Source organism: Pseudomonas sp. PS1(2021) (assembly GCF_020405165.1).
Taxonomy (GTDB): Bacteria; Pseudomonadota; Gammaproteobacteria; order Pseudomonadales; family Pseudomonadaceae; genus Pseudomonas; species Pseudomonas aeruginosa.
The window spans coordinates 1494036-1510219 of the sequence record NZ_CP084484.1; the positions used below are offsets into that span (position 1 = coordinate 1494036).

The following is a 16184-nucleotide window of genomic DNA, read 5'->3' on the forward strand; positions in this document are numbered from 1 at the left end:
TTTCTGGCTCCGGGCGCTCCCGCGCTTCCAGGGGGCGTCTCGGGCGGGTGTCAGCTCCCGGTCTTGACCCGGCTCCAGACCCGGGTACGGATTCTCTCGACCTTCAGTGGCAGGGTTTCCAGCGGGAAGAGGGTCGCCATGGTTTCCTTGCTCAGGTAAACCGCCGGGTTTTCCCGCAGCTTCCGCTCTACCAGCGGCAGCGCCGCCTGGTTGCCATTCGGATAGCCCACGTAGTTGGAGGTCCTGGCGATGACCTCCGGACGCAGCAGGTAGTCGATCAGCGCATAACCCTGCTGCGGATGCGGTGCATCCTTGAGCAGCACCATGTTCTCGGCCCAGACCAGCGAGCCTTCCCGGGGAATGCTGTAGGCGATATGGCGACCGTTCCCGGCCTGTTCGTTGTTGACCTGGGCCATGTAGGCCGTGCCCTGCCAGCCGACCACCACGCAGACGTTGCCGTTGGAGAGATCGGTGTCGACTCTGGAGGAGTCGAAATAGCGAATGTAGGGGCGAACCTTCAGCAACAGTTCCTGGGCTTTCTGGTAGTCCTCGGGATTCTGGCTGTTGTGCGGCAGGCCCAGGTAGTTGAGGGCGATGGACACTAGCTCGGTGGAGGAGTCCAGCGTGGCCACGCCGCACTGGCTGAGGCGGGAGATGTTCTCCTCCTTGAAGACCAGGTCCCAGGAGTCGACCGGCGCGTCGGGGCCGAGCAGCTTGCGGACCTTGTCCACGTCGTAGGCGATCCCGGTGGTTCCCCAGAGATAAGGTACGGCATAGCGATTGCCGGGATCGTTGGCCTGAAGCTTCCCGAGGATGTCCGCGTCGAGGTTCTTCCAGTGGGGGAGCCGGTCGCGGTCGAGTTCCTGGAGGACGCCCGCCTTGATCAGCCCGGGCAGGATGTTGGAGGTGATCACCACCACGTCGTAGCCGGAGCGGCCGACCATCAGTTTGCCCTGCGCGGTCTCGGCGCTGTCGAAGGTGTCGAGGACGACACGGGTGCCGGTTTCCTTCTGGAAAGCCTTGGGCGTTTCCGGGGCGATGAAGTCATACCAGTTGTAAAGATGGACGCTGGTTTGCGCAGCCCATGCACTGTCCGCCGCTGTCGCACCGATCGTCGTCAGGATCGATAACGCCAGTGCACAAACTTTTTTCATTGGATTTCCTTTCCGAAACGAAACAAGTTGGATTTTGCACCTACCAGAACTGGTAGTTCTGACCTGTGGCTATCTTCGAAGGCATCGATATTATGCACATTGGAACTCTTCATGACATAACGCCGAGTGACTAATCCCAGAGGAGTAGTTGTGTGGATATCGCATTGCACGGCGGCGCCTGGCACGAGTCACTGGGAAAGTTGCTCGAAGCGCTGGACCGGCCGTTCTTCTGGCGGATCCTGGCGCAGACCCTCGGCCAGTTCGCCCCCGTCGACAACTGGGCGGCCCTGATATTCAGCGATTCCAGTCCCTTGATTCTTTCCTTCATGGAGGAGGAGAGAGAAGAAGTCGAGCCGGACCCGCTGATCAGTCGATATATAACCGGACTTTATCTGCAAGATCCTTTCTACCAGGTATCCAGGAACTGTCGGCGCGGCGGGCTTTTTCATCTTGCGGATATCGTCTCCGAAGATTTCGAAACGACCGAATATTACAATACGTACTTTGCGCATTATGTGGTGACGGACGAAGTTCAATATAACGTCCCGCTGGATGGTGAAAGAACCCTATGCCTGTCGTTGGGCAGCGAGAGCCGCTTCGGTGCCGAGCAGATCGCGCTGTTCGAGCTGCTTCGCCCGTGGGTCATCGCGCTGATGAAAAAACGCATCCACTTCGAGGATGCGGTCAGGGAGGAGGCGAAACCGATCGCAGCGGCGGAGGTGGAAGTCCAGCCCTGGAGAGGGTTGATATCGCCGCTGACCGCGCGGGAGTCGGATGTCATCCGGCTGATGCTGGATGGATACTCGAACAAGGAAATAGCGGATCGGCTGACGCTGTCGATCGCCACTATCAAGGTGCATCGCCGGCACATCTACGCGAAGCTGAACGTGAAGTCCCACTCCGAGATATTCGCGCTGTTGATCAACCCGCCCGCGCCGCGGCTCGCCGACGCACGCTAGTGCGCCGCCTGCGGAGGAACCCGGGCGCATAAGGTTATGCGAAATTCATATTGCCCGACGCTGAAAAAGCCGGCGTCGGATTGCACTCATGGGCGAATTCCATCCAGGACGATTCGACCATGCCCGATGTACGTCTTTCCTCTCGTTCGTTGACCCCCGTGCTCTGTGCGGTGGGGCTCGCCTGCGCGCTGCAGGGCGAGGTGCAGGCCGCCGACGGTGGGCCGCGCGACGTGGCCACGGCGCCCCGGGTATTCGACATAGCGCCCGGCGAACTGGCCGAGGTGTTGTTGAACATCGTGCGCCAGGGACACGTGCCGATCGCCTTCGACCAGCGCCTGGTGGCGGGGTTGCGCGGACCGGATATCCGCGGCCGGCTCAGTGTCGAGGAGGCCTTGCGGCGTGCCCTGGCCGGCAGCGGGCTGGCATACGCGCAGGACGAAAGCGGTGCCTTCGTCCTGCGCCGCGGACAGGCGCCTGTGCAGGAGACGCGAGGTGCGACGGTGGCACCGACCTTGTCCACCGTGGTGGTCACCGGCACGCGCAAGAGCGATGTGAAGGCGCAGGACAGCCTGAGCCCGATCGATGTGGTCAGCGCTACCCAGCTACGCAGCAGCGGTGCGGTCGACCTGCGCGATGCGCTGGTCAAACTGTTGCCCTCGCTGACCCGCCAGGCCCAGCCGTTCAACGCCTCGGCGTTGACCCACACGCAGTCGCTGCGCGGGCTGAGCCCCAACCATGTGCTGGTGCTGGTGAACGGCAAGCGTCGCCACGAAACGGCCAATCTCAATATCAGCGGCGGGCTGGAGAAGGGCTCCACCGGCGTCGATCTGGACACCATCCCGATCAACGCCATCGAGCGGGTCGAGGTGCTGCGCGACGGCGCCTCGGCGCAGTACGGTTCGGACGCCATCGCCGGGGTGATCAACGTCATCCTCAAGTCCGCCGACAGCGGCGGGTCGGCGGCCGCTGACGTCGGGCAGACCGGCGACGGCGACGGCTTCACCCATGGCGGCGGGGGGAACATCGGGCTGGCCTTCGGCGATAGCGGCTTCGTCAACCTCACCGCCGAATATCGCGAGCAGGAGCGCACGATGCGCAGCGGCATCGATGAGCGCACCGGTCGGCGCGACAACATTTCCATGGGCGATCCCGCGTTCCACCGGCAATCGTTGGCGCTCAACTCGGGTTTCGGGTTGGGCGACGATATCGAGGTGTACGGCTTCGGCACCTATACCCGGCGCAAGGCCTCCTCGGCGGCCAACTATCGCCTGGCTTCGGTGGCGCCGACGCTGTATCCGGACGGCTTCACGCCGCGCCCGAACAGCGACGAGGACGACTATGCGTTCCTCGCCGGGGTGCGCGGCGAGCGTCTGCTGGATGCCTGGCACTGGGACCTGAGCAGTGGCTACGGCGCCGACCGTCCCGATATCGGCATGACCCAGTCGGTGAACGCGGCGATCTACCGTGAAACCGGCAACAGTCCGAGAAGCTTCGACCTGGCGCGCTACCGCAACAGCCAATGGACCAGCAACCTGGACCTGGGGCGGGAATTCGAACTGGATTTCCTCGCTGCTCCGCTGGCGTTGTCGCTGGGTGCGGAATACCGGCGGGAAAGCTACCGCATCGACGCCGGCGACCCGGCGTCCTACTACAGCGGCGGGGCGGAATCCCTGGCTGGCCTCTCGCCGCTCAGCGAGGGGCAATGGTCGCGGCACGCCTGGGCGTCCTACCTGGACCTGGGTACCTCCCTGACCCCAGCCTGGGAGGTCGACGTGGCGGTGCGCCACGAGAAATTCAGCGACTTCGGCAGCACCACCAACGGCAAGTTCGCCACCCGTTACCAGTTCGATCCGCGGGTGGCGCTGCGCGCCAGCGTAAGCAGCGGGTTCCGCGCGCCGTCCCTGGTCCAGGAGCACTACACCGGCCTCAGCGTCGGCCCGACCATCGCCCTTGGCCTGCTGGCGGCCAACTCGCCGGCGGCGAAGATGCTCGGTGCCGACGAACTGCAACCGGAGAAGTCGACCAGCTTCAACCTTGGCCTGGTACTCAGCCCGTGGGAAAACGTCGGGCTGAACATCGACGCCTACCAGATCAGCATCCGCGACCGCATCGTCGACAGCGCCACCTATTCCGGCCAGGAAGCCATCGATGCCCTGGCCGCGGCGGGGATCTCGTTGCCGGCCAGTGCCAGTACGGTCAGTACCCACTACCTGGCCAACGGTGCCGACACCCGCACCCGCGGTGTCGACATCACCGGTCACTACCTCGTCGCGCTTGGCGAGTACGGGCAGGTCGACTGGGAACTGTCGGCCAACTTCAACCGCACCACCTTGCGCAAGAACCATCGAGGCGCCAACGGCGAGCCGCTGCTCAATGCCCAGCAGGTCGCCTGGATCACCAGCTCCACCCCGCGCAGCCAGGTTTCCCTCGGCGGCACCTGGAGCCGCCAGGACTGGGAGGTCAGCCTGCGCCTGACGCGCTACGGCCGGACCAGCTCGGAACTCGACTACACGGTAGGGCCGGACGCCTGGTCGACGGAGAAATTCAACCATTTCGTCAACGACCCGAAGTACATCACCGACATCGCCGCGCGCTACCGGCTCAGCGCCGACCTGACGCTGACCGCCGGCGCCGACAACCTGTTCGACGTCCGTCCGGACAAGCTGCCCGCGCAGAACACCACCTATGGCGACGTGCTGCGCTACGACACCTATGCCTCGCAGATCGGCTTCAACGGCGCCTTCTACTACCTACGCGCGGCATACCGCTTCTAGAGGGCCAGGCGTGGCGCAACGAGAATTTTCCGCGACCAGCGGCGGTGTGCTGCTGGCGTCGGTGGTGGCGATCATGCTCGGGCCCACCGGCATCCTGCTGAACACCTTCAGTCTGTTCATCGCACCGATGAGCGCCGAGTACGCCTGGGACCGCGCCGAGGTGTCGTTGCTGGTGACGCTGTTCGGACTGGCGGTCGCCATCACCAGCCCGCTCAAGGGCTGGCTGATCGATCGTTGGGGCGCGCGGCGGACAATGCTCGGGCTGACCGCCGCCCTGTCGCTGCCGCTGCTCGGCCTGGCGGCGGTGAATGCCGTCTGGCAACTCTACGCGCTGTTCCTGCTGATCGGCCTGCTGGCGCCAGGCAACCTGCCTTACGGACGTATCCTCGGACTCTGGTTCCGCCAACGCCTGGGCGTGGCCTACGGCCTGCTAGGCCTGGGCTTCGGGGTGGGCGGGCCGCTGGGCCTGCTGGTCGGCCACCAGAGCCTCGAAGCGTGGGGCTGGCGCGGCGCTTTCCTGGTCTACGGCGTGCTCGAACTGGGCCTGGCGCTGCCGCTGCTGGCCTGGCTGTTCCGCGAGCCAGCGCCGGATGCTGGCGTGGCCGCCGGCACGGCCGTAGCGGAAACCGCGCTGAGCGGATCGACGGCGCCCCAGGCCTGGCGCAGCGCCAGTTTCTGGCTGGTGCTGGGCAACCAGGTACTGGCGGTGTTCGTGATGTCCGGGATCATGACCCATGGCGTGCCGATGCTGGTGGAGCGCGGTTTGTCCCGGGGCGAGGCGGGCACCGCGCTGTCGGCGTTGTGGGTCGGCATGATGCTGTCGCAGCCGCTGATGGGCTGGCTTCTCGACCGCGTGGCGACGCCTCGGGTGGCGTTGCCCTTCGCCCTGGCGGCGGTGCTCGGCATGGCCTGGTTCCTGGTGGGCGACACACCGAGCGGTCTATGGCTGGCGGTGTTCCTGGTCGGCCTGGGTGGAGGAGGGGAAAGCGGCACCACCAAGTACCTGTTGATGCGCTACTTCGGCCTGCGCAGCTTCGGTGTGATCTACGGTTCGATCCAGCCGTTCACCTTCGCCCTGTCGATCAGTCTCGGCGCTTACCTGCTGGGCTGGCTGTACGACCGCGCCGAAGGCTACGGGACGGCCGAATGGGTGCTGCTCGCGGCTTTTTCCCTGGCTGCGTGCAGCCTGTTCGCCTTTCGCCCCTATCCGCAGAAATTGCCCTGAAGGGAATCATGCCGGCTAGCGTTCGCCCTGGCGCCGCGCGGTCTTGCCGGCGAGGCGGGCCTGGCGATAGTCGTTGGCGCACTGTCCCGTCCAGCGACGGAAGGCGTGGCGAAAACTGGAGGTATCCATGTAGCCCAGCCTCTCGGCGACTTCCTCGATGCGCAGTCGCTCGTCCCGCAGCAGTTGGCGCGCCCTGTCGTGGCGGACCAGGTCGAGCACTTCCCGGTAGTTGGTGCCCTCGTCGGCGAGCCGTCGGCGCAGCGTCCGTTCGGTGACCTTCAACTGCCGGGCGACCCAGGCGATGCTCGGGTAGCGGTCCTGTAGCACCTCCAGCAGTGCCACGATGCGTTGGCGGTAGCCGCCCATCTCGCGGGTGACGCGGGTGTTGAAGGCCTTGCTGCCGAGCGCCAGCGAGGCCTGGAACACGGCGGAGTTGGCAGTGGCGATCTCGGCCTCGAGCAATTCCTCGGGGAGGGTGAAGGTGATGCCTGCGCCGGCGAAATACACCGGCACCCGGAAATACTCCTCGTATGCCCGCACGTCGCCGTTCCTTTCCGGGAGGCGCAGGCGGACCAGTTCCAGCTCGCCCAGCAGCAGGTCGCGGAACACCGCGTAGGCGGCCGACGCCAGGACGTTGGCGTGATACAGCCGGGCCGACTGCGGCCAGTCCGGCTTGTCCTGCAGGTCGATATCCACATCCACGGTGTCGCAACTGGAACGTCGCACCGCGATCCCGCGGATATCCTTGCGGAACAGCAGCATGTTGGTCTTGATCAGTTGCAAGGCTTCGCCCACGGTGCCGGCACTCTGCAATGCCAGCCCGGCGACGCCGTAGTCGGAAAGGCGGTAGTGCTCCCCCAGGCTCAGGCCTTCCAGGGGGGAGCGTCCGTTCAGCACGATCCACTCGTAGAGCGCTTCGCTGGGCAGGCGCGGCTCGGCAGCCGAACCCTGACGCATGTCCGGAGGTGTGATGCGTTGCACGGCGAGGTAGTTGTTGAGTGGTCGCCACTCGAAATCGTACTGGATGTTTTCGGACGGGCTCATCGGTTACCTCTTGCACGCGATGCTATCGCCCTGAAGGCGTCAGGGCTTCGTTATTCCATGCGGATGTCGTTTCGGTTGATTTTCGTACGCTGGGCTTCCGGCAATCACTACCTTGCGTAAGGGGTTGACAGGAGCGGGGTCTGCGTATAGCCGCGCCTCCGCGACGCCGTGCCGATCGGTCGTGCATGCTTGCCGTGGCCCGGCTGAGCACTGCCGTCCCGGCCACTCTCGCCGGGGTGGCTGCGCCTGGATGATCGTCGTGGGCGGTTGGTGGCGCGGGCCGGTTGCCCTGAGCTTCAGGCGCCATCGCCGCTTGCCGGCGCTCGGGAGGCCGCTGGCCAAGGAAAACCGTAGCGCCGCGGCGGGCGGCGGCTAGCGGGGATTTCCGGCCACGCGTGCCGTGCCCGGGCCTCGCTTGCCTTCCCGGCGCGCCGGACTCCCGGTGGCCTGGAGGACAGGAAAAGCGAGCGGCGAGGTGTCGGCGAGCAGGGTCAACTCGATCTTCTGATAGGGTCGGTGGGCTGTCCGGGGCGGCTAGGATGGACATTTTCATCGTCTCGGGCAGGCCTGTCGCGACCGCGCGAAGTCGCGACGGATGCCGCTGCTAAGGAGCAACGGATGACCGTTCTTATCCAGGGGGCCGGGATCGCCGGCCTGGCGCTGGCGCGCGAATTCACCAAGGCAGGCATCGACTGGCTGCTGGTCGAGCGGGCCAGCGAGATCAGGCCCATCGGTACCGGCATCACCCTGGCGAGCAATGCGTTGACGGCGTTGTCCAGCACCCTGGATCTCGACCGGCTGTTCCGCCGTGGCATGCCGTTGGCCGGCATCAACGTATACGCCCACGACGGTTCGATGCTGATGTCGATGCCTTCCAGTCTGGGTGGGAGTTCCCGCGGCGGCCTGGCGTTGCAGCGCCACGAGCTGCATGCGGCGCTACTGGAGGGGCTGGATGAATCGCGCATTCGGGTCGGGGTCTCCATCGTGCAGATCCTCGACGGACTCGACCACGAACGCGTGACCCTGAGCGACGGCACTGTCCACGACTGTTCGCTGGTGGTCGGTGCGGATGGCATTCGTTCGAGCGTGCGACGTTATGTCTGGCCGGAGGCGACCTTGCGTCATTCCGGCGAAACCTGCTGGCGCCTGGTCGTTCCCCATCGGCTGGAGGACGCCGAGCTGGCGGGAGAGGTCTGGGGGCACGGCAAGCGCCTCGGCTTCATCCAGATCAGCCCGCGCGAGATGTATGTCTACGCGACCCTGAAGGTGCGCCGGGAGGAGCCCGAGGACGAGGAGGGCTTCGTCACCCCGCAACGGCTGGCCGCCCACTACGCGGACTTCGACGGCATCGGCGCGAGCATCGCCCGGCTCATACCGAGCGCCACCACGCTGGTGCACAACGACCTCGAGGAGTTGGCCGGCGCCTCCTGGTGCCGCGGACGGGTAGTGCTGATCGGTGACGCCGCACACGCCATGACGCCGAACCTGGGGCAGGGCGCGGCCATGGCCCTGGAGGACGCCTTCCTGCTGGCGCGCCTGTGGTGCCTGGCGCCGCGCGCCGAGACGCTGATCCTGTTCCAGCAGCAACGCGAGGCGCGGATCGAGTTCATCAGGAAGCAATCCTGGATCGTCGGCCGCCTTGGTCAGTGGGAATCGCTCTGGAGCGTCTGGCTGAGGAATACCCTCGTTCGCTTGGTGCCGAATGCCAGTCGCAGGCGCCTCCACCAGCGTCTTTTCACCGGTGTCGGTGAGATGGCCGCGCAGTAGCCGCCGGTGCCAGTGGCGTCTTGGTCGCCTGTTTTCGACTTCGGCGATGGTCGCTATGGAGAAGTCCCGGGCAACCAGGGCGCTTGCGCTTTACCAGGCCCGGCGTCGCTGGGCTCTCCACAGGTTCGCCGGTTTTTGCTGCGATCCGGTCTGCCGCTCGCCGGGGGCTGGCGGTATACTTCGCAGCGCCCGTTCGATGCCGTCGAATGATGTTTCCATGACGCTTGATTTATGACGCCTTTGCGCCAAGCTAGGTCATGGGATGGCTTTCTGTTAAGGTTGCCGAAATCTCCTGGGGGCCCGTGTGGGCGGTTGTCTGCTAATGCGCGACGAGGTGCAGCGTGATTAAGGTGCTGGTGGTCGACGACCACGATCTGGTACGCACCGGTATTACCCGCATGCTGGCCGACATCGAAGGCTTGCAAGTGGTCGGCCAGGCCGACTGCGGTGAAGACTGTCTGAAACTGGCCCGCGAACTGAAGCCGGATGTCGTCCTGATGGACGTGAAGATGCCCGGTATCGGCGGCCTGGAGGCAACCCGCAAGCTGCTGCGCAGCCAGCCCGACATCAAGGTCGTGGTAGTCACCGTCTGCGAAGAGGATCCGTTCCCCACCCGCCTCATGCAGGCCGGCGCCGCCGGCTACATGACCAAGGGCGCGGGGCTGGAGGAAATGGTCCAGGCGATTCGCCAGGTCTTCGCCGGCCAGCGCTATATCAGCCCGCAGATCGCCCAGCAACTGGCGCTGAAGTCCTTCCAGCCGCAGCAGCACGATTCCCCCTTCGATTCGCTGTCCGAGCGCGAGATCCAGATCGCCCTGATGATCGCCAACTGCCACAAGGTGCAGAGCATCTCCGACAAGCTGTGCCTGTCGCCGAAGACCGTGAATACCTATCGCTACCGCATCTTCGAGAAGCTCTCGATCACCAGCGACGTGGAGCTGGCGCTGCTCGCCGTCCGCCACGGCATGGTCGATGCCGCCAGCTAGATGAGCGCCGTTTTCGACGCAAGCGCTTTCCTCGCTACCTGCAGCAATCGTCCGGGCGTCTACCGCATGTTCGATGCGGACGCCAAGCTTCTCTACGTGGGCAAGGCGAAGAGCCTGAAGAAGCGCCTGGCCAGCTATTTCCGCAAGTCCGGCCTGGCGCCGAAGACCGCTGCGCTGGTGGCGCGGATCGCCCAGGTGGAAACCACCATCACCGCCAATGAAACCGAGGCGTTGCTGCTGGAGCAGACGCTGATCAAGGAGTGGCGGCCGCCCTACAACATCCTGCTGCGGGACGACAAGTCCTATCCCTTCGTGTTCCTCTCCAGCGAGGACGAGTATCCGCGGCTGTCCCTGCACCGTGGCGCGAAGAAGCGCAAGGGGCGTTACTTCGGTCCCTATCCGAGCGCGGGAGCGATCCGCGAGAGCCTCAACCTGCTGCAGAAGGCGTTTCTCGTCCGCCAGTGCGAGGACAGCTATTTCCGCAACCGTACGCGGCCCTGCCTGCAATACCAGATCAAGCGCTGCAAGGGGCCCTGCGTGGGGCTGGTCAGTCCTGAGGAGTACGCCGAGGACGTGCGCCACTCGGTGATGTTCCTCGAAGGAAGGAGCAACGCGCTGGCCGACGAGCTGAACGTCGGCATGGAGCAGGCGGCGATGCGCCTGGACTTCGAGAAGGCGGCGGAGTTGCGCGACCAGGTGGCGATCCTGCGGCGGGTCCAGGACCAGCAGAGCATGGAAGGTGGCAACGGCGACGTCGACATCGTCGCCGCCATCGTCACCCCTGGCGGCGCTTGCGTACACCTGATCAGCGTACGCGGCGGGCGGGTGCTGGGCAGCAAGAACTTCTTCCCGCAGGTCGCGATCGAGGAGGAGGTGGGCGAAGTGCTGCTGGCGTTCCTTGGCCAGTACTATCTCAGCCACCAGGAGCGCGACCTGCCGGCGGAGTTGATCGTCAACGTGACGCACGAGGATTTCCCGGTGCTGGTTTCGGCGATCGCCGAAGCGCGAGGCCGCGAACTGGAGATCAGCTACCGGGTGCGTGGTACCCGCGCCCGCTGGCAGCAACTGGCGGTGACCAACGCCGAACAGGCCCTGGGCGCACGCCTGGCCAACCGCCAGCATGTGGCGGCACGCTTCGAAGCCCTTGCCGAGGCGCTCGACCTGGCGGAGCCGCCGCAACGCCTGGAGTGCTTCGATATCAGTCACTCCAGCGGCGAGGCTACCGTGGCTTCCTGCGTGGTGTTCGGCCCGGAAGGGCCGCTGAAATCGGACTATCGCCGCTACAACATCGAAGGCGTCACGGCCGGCGACGACTACGCGGCGATGCACCAGGCGCTGACCCGCCGCTTCAGTCGCCTGAAGGACGGCGAGGGGAAGATGCCCGACATTCTCCTGGTGGATGGCGGCAAGGGGCAATTGGCCATGGCCCAGGAGGTGCTCCAGGAACTGGCGGTCGCCGGTCTGATCCTGCTCGGCGTGGCCAAGGGCGTGACCCGCAAGCCGGGGCTGGAAACCCTCTACCTGAACGATGCCTCCCACGAGTTCACCCTGCCGGCCGATTCGCCGGCGCTGCACCTGATCCAGCAGATACGTGACGAAGCGCACCGTTTCGCCATCACCGGCCACCGTGCGCGGCGCGGCAAGGCACGGCGGACGTCGACGCTGGAGGACGTCCCTGGCGTCGGCCCGAAACGTCGGCGCGACCTGCTCAAGCATTTCGGCGGGTTGCAGGAATTGTCGCGGGCGAGTATCGATGAACTGGCCAAAGCCCCCGGTATCAGTAAAAAGCTTGCCGAGCAGATTTATGCCGTCCTGCACAGCGAGTAGAATGCCGGCTCACCTCGCAGCCTAGATGGTCCGATGAATATCCCCAATCTGCTCACGTTACTGCGCGTCCTGCTCATTCCGATCTTCATTCTGCTGTTCTATCTGCCGACGTCCTGGAGCTACCTGACCGCCAGTGCCGTGTTCGCCCTGGCCGCCGCCACCGACTGGCTGGACGGCTACCTCGCCCGGCGCCTCGGCCAGAGCACGCCGTTCGGCGCCTTCCTCGACCCGGTCGCGGACAAGCTGATGGTGGCGGTTGCGCTGGTCTTGCTGGTGGAAGAGCACGCCAACCTGTGGCTGACCCTGCCGGCGGTGATCATCATCGGCCGCGAGATCGTGGTTTCCGCCTTGCGTGAGTGGATGGCCGAACTGGGGGCGAGGGCGCAGGTCGCGGTGTCCAACCTGGGCAAGTGGAAGACCGCGGCGCAGATGCTGGCGCTGGTCATTCTCCTGGCGAATCCGCCGCTGATGACCTTCTGGGTGATTCTCGGCTACGTGCTGCTGATCATCTCCGCGGCGCTGACCCTGTGGTCCATGGTGCACTACCTGCTGGCCGCATGGCCGCATCTCTCGACTACCCCGAAAGAGAAATAAACTTTTTTGAATCAAGGAGTTGACACGGCGCCGCGATGCTATAGAATGGCGCCCGTCACCAAGACGATGCGGGAATAGCTCAGTTGGTAGAGCACGACCTTGCCAAGGTCGGGGTCGCGAGTTCGAGTCTCGTTTCCCGCTCCAAATATAGATCTATAGAGTTCCAATGAAGTCTGTAGATCATTGAGAAAGGGCCTTCGGGCCCTTTTTTCGTTCCGCCTCCAAGTCCCGTACCCGTTCGTGGAGCGTCCGCGCCGAGGGGCGGTTCTCCTTGCCGCTTTCCCGGCGACCGGGGCCGTACGTTTCGCGAAGCCCTTCGTCTCGCCAGCGAGGCGGCTTGCCGCAAGATGCTGCCTCGGCACATCAGAAGTGTGGCTGTCGCACTCCAGGGGGGCTCGATTCATTGCACCTTGGACCGCCTTCGTGCGCCTGTTGCTTTGGCTGCCACGTTCGACCGAGCCGTCCCAAGGCCAGCGCTTCGGTATCGCAGCGCTTCGACGACCACTGAGAAGGTCGGCGAAGGTTGCCTCTGACTTGGGTGATGGAGGTAATAGCCCGGGAATGGATCGCACCAGCCTTCCAGCACGCTACCAGGTTGCCCTCGGCGATGTGCGGCTCGAACTGGGCTTTCGAGTGCAGGCATGCCACGGCCAGTGCGCACGTCATCGCAAGCGGCTTCATCGATCTAGCCGGCGACGCGAAAGAGTCGAGGGTTTTCGCGAGCCGGGCATAAGGCGGCTGCCAGAGCGAGTGTCGACAGGCGTGGGTTCCTGGGAAAAGTATCCATCTACCTGCTAACATGGCGGCATCGTTGCCGATGTATCCGCAGGCTCCGGGTCGCGGATGCGCTGCTTTCTGTCCGGCCGGAGAACTTTGCCATCGTAGACTCGACATGCTGACAAGGTCGTTGCTGTCCGCGGTCTTTTGCCTGTTGCTGATCGCTCTGCAGCCGCTGCCCGTCGAAGCCGAATCCATCCTGCCGGATGGGCGTACGACGACAACGATGCGTCCCTGGCTCGATAAACGAGCCAGGCAGTGGCTGGATGCACGGGAGCCGCTGACGGTAGGCGTGGTTTCCCCCGACTATCCGCCGTTGTCCATCTTCTACGCAGGCTCCTACAAGGGCTTCACGGCCGATTACCTGGCCCTGGTGTTCGAGCGGCCGTTGCGCGTCAGGGACTTTCCGTCGCGGCAGGCGGCAATCGACGCGTTGTCGCAAGGGGAGATCGACCTGCTTGGCGTCGGTAGCGAGGTCGAGGCCCGACAACACGGCTTGCTGGCATCCGCTGCGTATCTTTCCGACCGGCCGGTACTGGTGTCTTCCAGCGGTGCCCCGTTCGATTCGCAGGCGGAGTCCTGGCTGGCCACGGTCAAGGGCTATCTTCCCGCCGAACGTATCAAGGCTGCCTATCCGCACAGCAGGATCATCTGGTTCGACTCGCCGCAGCTTGCCCTGGAAGCGCTGAGCATGGGGGATGTCGATGGCGTGCTGGGGGACGCAGTTTCCACGCACTACCTCATCCAGACCCATTACCTGCTGAACTTGCGCATCGAGAACTTCGCACCCATCGACAGCCAGGGTTTCCGTTTCCTGCTCCGGCCAGGTGACGAACCTCTGCTCGCGCTCATCGATCGCGCCCTGCCGCATATTAGCGGGCGCTACGGCGACGAACTGTTGCGCAGCTGGAGCGCCGGGCGGCGCCTGCGCTTCGATGAGCCCCGGGTGACGCTGTCGCCGGCGGAGCAGCGTTGGCTCTCCGCGCACCCGGTCGTGCCGGTGGTGATCAACCATTCCCTTGGCGCGCTCGGGCAACTGGATAACGAGGGGAGGCTGAGTGGTATCGGGCGTGACTATCTGGACCTGATCGGCAAGCGCAGTGGCCTGCAGTTTTCCTTCACTGGAGCACGCAACTTCGTCGAGACGAAAAGCCGACTGGATGCGGGGGAGGCATTGGTTACGCCGACCATGCCTTCGTCGGAGCGCTTCGATTCCGGCCTCGAAGTGCTGACGCCCTATCTACGCAGCACCACGGTGCTGATGGGCGCCCGCCAGGGTGGCCGGGATGAAAGGGTGGGGCGTGTCCATGGCCTCGCGGACCTGGCGGGCAAGCGATTGGCGACGACGATTGGCTATTTTCTCAACGACTTCATTCGACGCGAACACCCGGAGATCAAGCTCCAGGTCTATCCGACCTTCCTCTCCGCCATGCGCAGCGTAGACGCCGGCCAGAGCGAGGCCGCCATCAGCAGCGACTATACCGGTCGCTATCTGTCCGCCCAGCATTTCGACAACCGGATCCAGGTCGTCGGTATCCTCGATGACCTCTCCATCCCGATCAGCATCGGCGTGGCGAGGAACCAGCCGGAGCTGCAGGGCATCCTGGAGAAGGCGCAGCTGGCGATCGCTCCGGAAGAAGTGGCGGAAATCCTCCACCGCTGGGAGCCTCGCTTCGCCAAGGGAGGGGCGGACTTCTGGCGCGATCACCGGAGCAAGATTCTGCAGATCGGCGGATTGTTCGGCGTACTGATTTCCATCTCCCTCATCTGGGGTTTCTACCTGATGCGCCAGGTGCGCAAGACCCGCCAGGCAGAAGAGCAAGCCGACGCTGCCAACCGTGCCAAGAGCGTGTTTCTTTCGACGATGAGTCACGAGATCCGCACGCCATTGAATGCGGTCATCGGCCTGCAGGAACTGGTGCTGAAAAAGGGCGAGAAGGGCGTGTTGGACCTAGATTCGCTGAGCATTGCCCAGGAGGCGGCCCAGGGGTTGCTGCTTCTGCTGGGCAATATTCTCGATTTGTCGCGGATCGAATCCGGTCGGTTCGATTCCGCTCCCGAACCAGTGCTTCCTGGCGAGTTGATCAGAGGAATCCTGCCGTTGGTTGGTGGGCTGACGCGGCAGAAGAATCTTTCCCTGGCACTGGAACTCGACGGGGATCTCGAGCACTGGGTGCTGGTGGATCCCCTGCATTTCAAGCAGGTGTTGTTCAACCTGCTGGGCAATGCCATCAAGTTCACCGAGCGCGGAGGGGTAACGGTGCGGGCGGTGGGGCGGCGCGAGGCGGAGAGGCTTCATTTGCTGCTCGAGGTAAGCGACACCGGCCTCGGTATTTCGGAGGAGGACCAGGCCAGGCTGTTCCGGCCATTCTCGCAGGTCGGCTCGCCTGCGCTTGGCCAGGCGTCCGGCAGCGGCCTGGGGCTGTACATTAGCCGGCGCCTGGTACACCTGATGGGCGGCCGGATCAGCCTGCGCAGCGAACTGGGCAACGGCTCCTGCTTCTCGGTCGAGTTCGATCTTCCGCTGACCGGGCCTCCGCCCAGCGAGTCCAGCGAAGCGCGTTCCGGAGTTGCCGAGGTCGAGGAGCGGAAAGAGGCAAGGGCGCTCTCGATATTGCTTGCGGAAGACCATCCGTTCAATCGGCTGACCCTGACCATGCAATTGGAAAGCCTTGGGCACCGGGTGACCTCCACGGAAGATGGCGAGGAAGCATTCGAACGTTGGCAGGGCGAAGACTTCGACGTCGTGATTACCGACGGCATGATGCCGCGGATGGATGGCTACGAGCTGGCGCGACGGATCCGGTCGCAAGAAGCCCTTGGCGGTCGGCGTCGCTGCTTGGTGATAGCGCTTACCGCCAGCGCCGAGAAGGATGCGCTGGAGCGTTGCCTGGCTGCCGGCATGGACCGGGTCCTGTTCAAGCCGACTACGCTCGATGAGCTCGCTCGGGCGCTGAACGGGGGAGAGCCGCTCATGCCTACGAGCGTCGATTCGCAATGAAAGTGCCCGACTGGTTGCCGTTTTGCGTGCCGCGAGCGGATGTATCGGGTAATCTCTCGCAGAAATGAACCAGCAC

At 64.5% G+C, this 16184-nt stretch carries 10 protein-coding genes and 1 tRNA gene; 9 read left to right on the plus strand and 2 right to left on the minus strand.

The window, feature by feature from the left end; genetic code table 11:
• Positions 1 to 50: 50 nt before the first annotated feature.
• The gene (locus tag LE197_RS07295; RefSeq protein WP_003090368.1) at positions 51 to 1154 is read right to left on the minus strand and encodes a polyamine ABC transporter substrate-binding protein; all 1104 of its coding nucleotides are present in this window, start codon (positions 1152 to 1154) and stop codon (positions 51 to 53) included.
• 152 nt (positions 1155 to 1306) lie between these two features.
• Between LE197_RS07295 and vqsR the strand changes: the two genes are divergently transcribed.
• The 3 genes from vqsR (at position 1307) to LE197_RS07310 (ending at position 6112) form a co-directional block, all read left to right on the plus strand.
• Positions 1307 to 2113, plus strand: coding sequence for a transcriptional regulator VqsR (gene vqsR / locus LE197_RS07300; protein ID WP_003097562.1), 807 nt, complete (start codon positions 1307 to 1309; stop codon positions 2111 to 2113).
• Between the two features lie 119 nt (positions 2114 to 2232).
• Positions 2233 to 4887, plus strand: a complete 2655-nt coding sequence (locus tag LE197_RS07305; protein WP_003162157.1) for a TonB-dependent receptor — start codon at positions 2233 to 2235, stop codon at positions 4885 to 4887.
• A gap of 10 nt (positions 4888 to 4897) precedes the next feature.
• Complete coding sequence (locus LE197_RS07310) at positions 4898 to 6112, plus strand: MFS transporter (protein ID WP_003113355.1); 1215 nt, start codon at positions 4898 to 4900, stop codon at positions 6110 to 6112.
• 15 nt (positions 6113 to 6127) lie between these two features.
• Here LE197_RS07310 and LE197_RS07315 read toward each other — a convergent pair whose 3' ends face one another.
• Entirely contained in the window at positions 6128 to 7156 is a 1029-nt protein-coding gene (locus tag LE197_RS07315) for an AraC family transcriptional regulator (RefSeq protein WP_003097554.1), read from the minus strand.
• Between the two features lie 618 nt (positions 7157 to 7774).
• Between LE197_RS07315 and pqsH the strand changes: the two genes are divergently transcribed.
• The 6 genes from pqsH to LE197_RS07345 all read left to right on the plus strand — a co-directional run bounded on the left by pqsH (position 7775) and on the right by LE197_RS07345 (position 16108).
• Positions 7775 to 8923 carry a 2-heptyl-3-hydroxy-4(1H)-quinolone synthase gene (gene pqsH / locus LE197_RS07320; protein WP_033974783.1) on the plus strand — a complete coding sequence of 383 codons (1149 nt, stop codon included), beginning with the start codon at positions 7775 to 7777 and terminating at the stop codon, positions 8921 to 8923.
• 341 nt (positions 8924 to 9264) lie between these two features.
• Entirely contained in the window at positions 9265 to 9909 is a 645-nt protein-coding gene (uvrY, locus tag LE197_RS07325; RefSeq protein WP_003090351.1) for a UvrY/SirA/GacA family response regulator transcription factor, read from the plus strand.
• Entirely contained in the window at positions 9910 to 11736 is a 1827-nt protein-coding gene (gene uvrC / locus LE197_RS07330) for an excinuclease ABC subunit UvrC (protein ID WP_003097551.1), read from the plus strand.
• A gap of 33 nt (positions 11737 to 11769) precedes the next feature.
• Positions 11770 to 12330, plus strand: a complete 561-nt coding sequence (gene pgsA / locus LE197_RS07335; protein ID WP_003090349.1) for a CDP-diacylglycerol--glycerol-3-phosphate 3-phosphatidyltransferase — start codon at positions 11770 to 11772, stop codon at positions 12328 to 12330.
• A gap of 68 nt (positions 12331 to 12398) precedes the next feature.
• A tRNA-Gly gene (locus LE197_RS07340) sits at positions 12399 to 12474 on the plus strand.
• A 655-nt stretch (positions 12475 to 13129) separates the two neighbouring features.
• Entirely contained in the window at positions 13130 to 16108 is a 2979-nt protein-coding gene (locus LE197_RS07345) for an ATP-binding protein (RefSeq protein ID WP_033974785.1), read from the plus strand.
• The last annotated feature ends 76 nt before the right edge of the window (positions 16109 to 16184 follow it).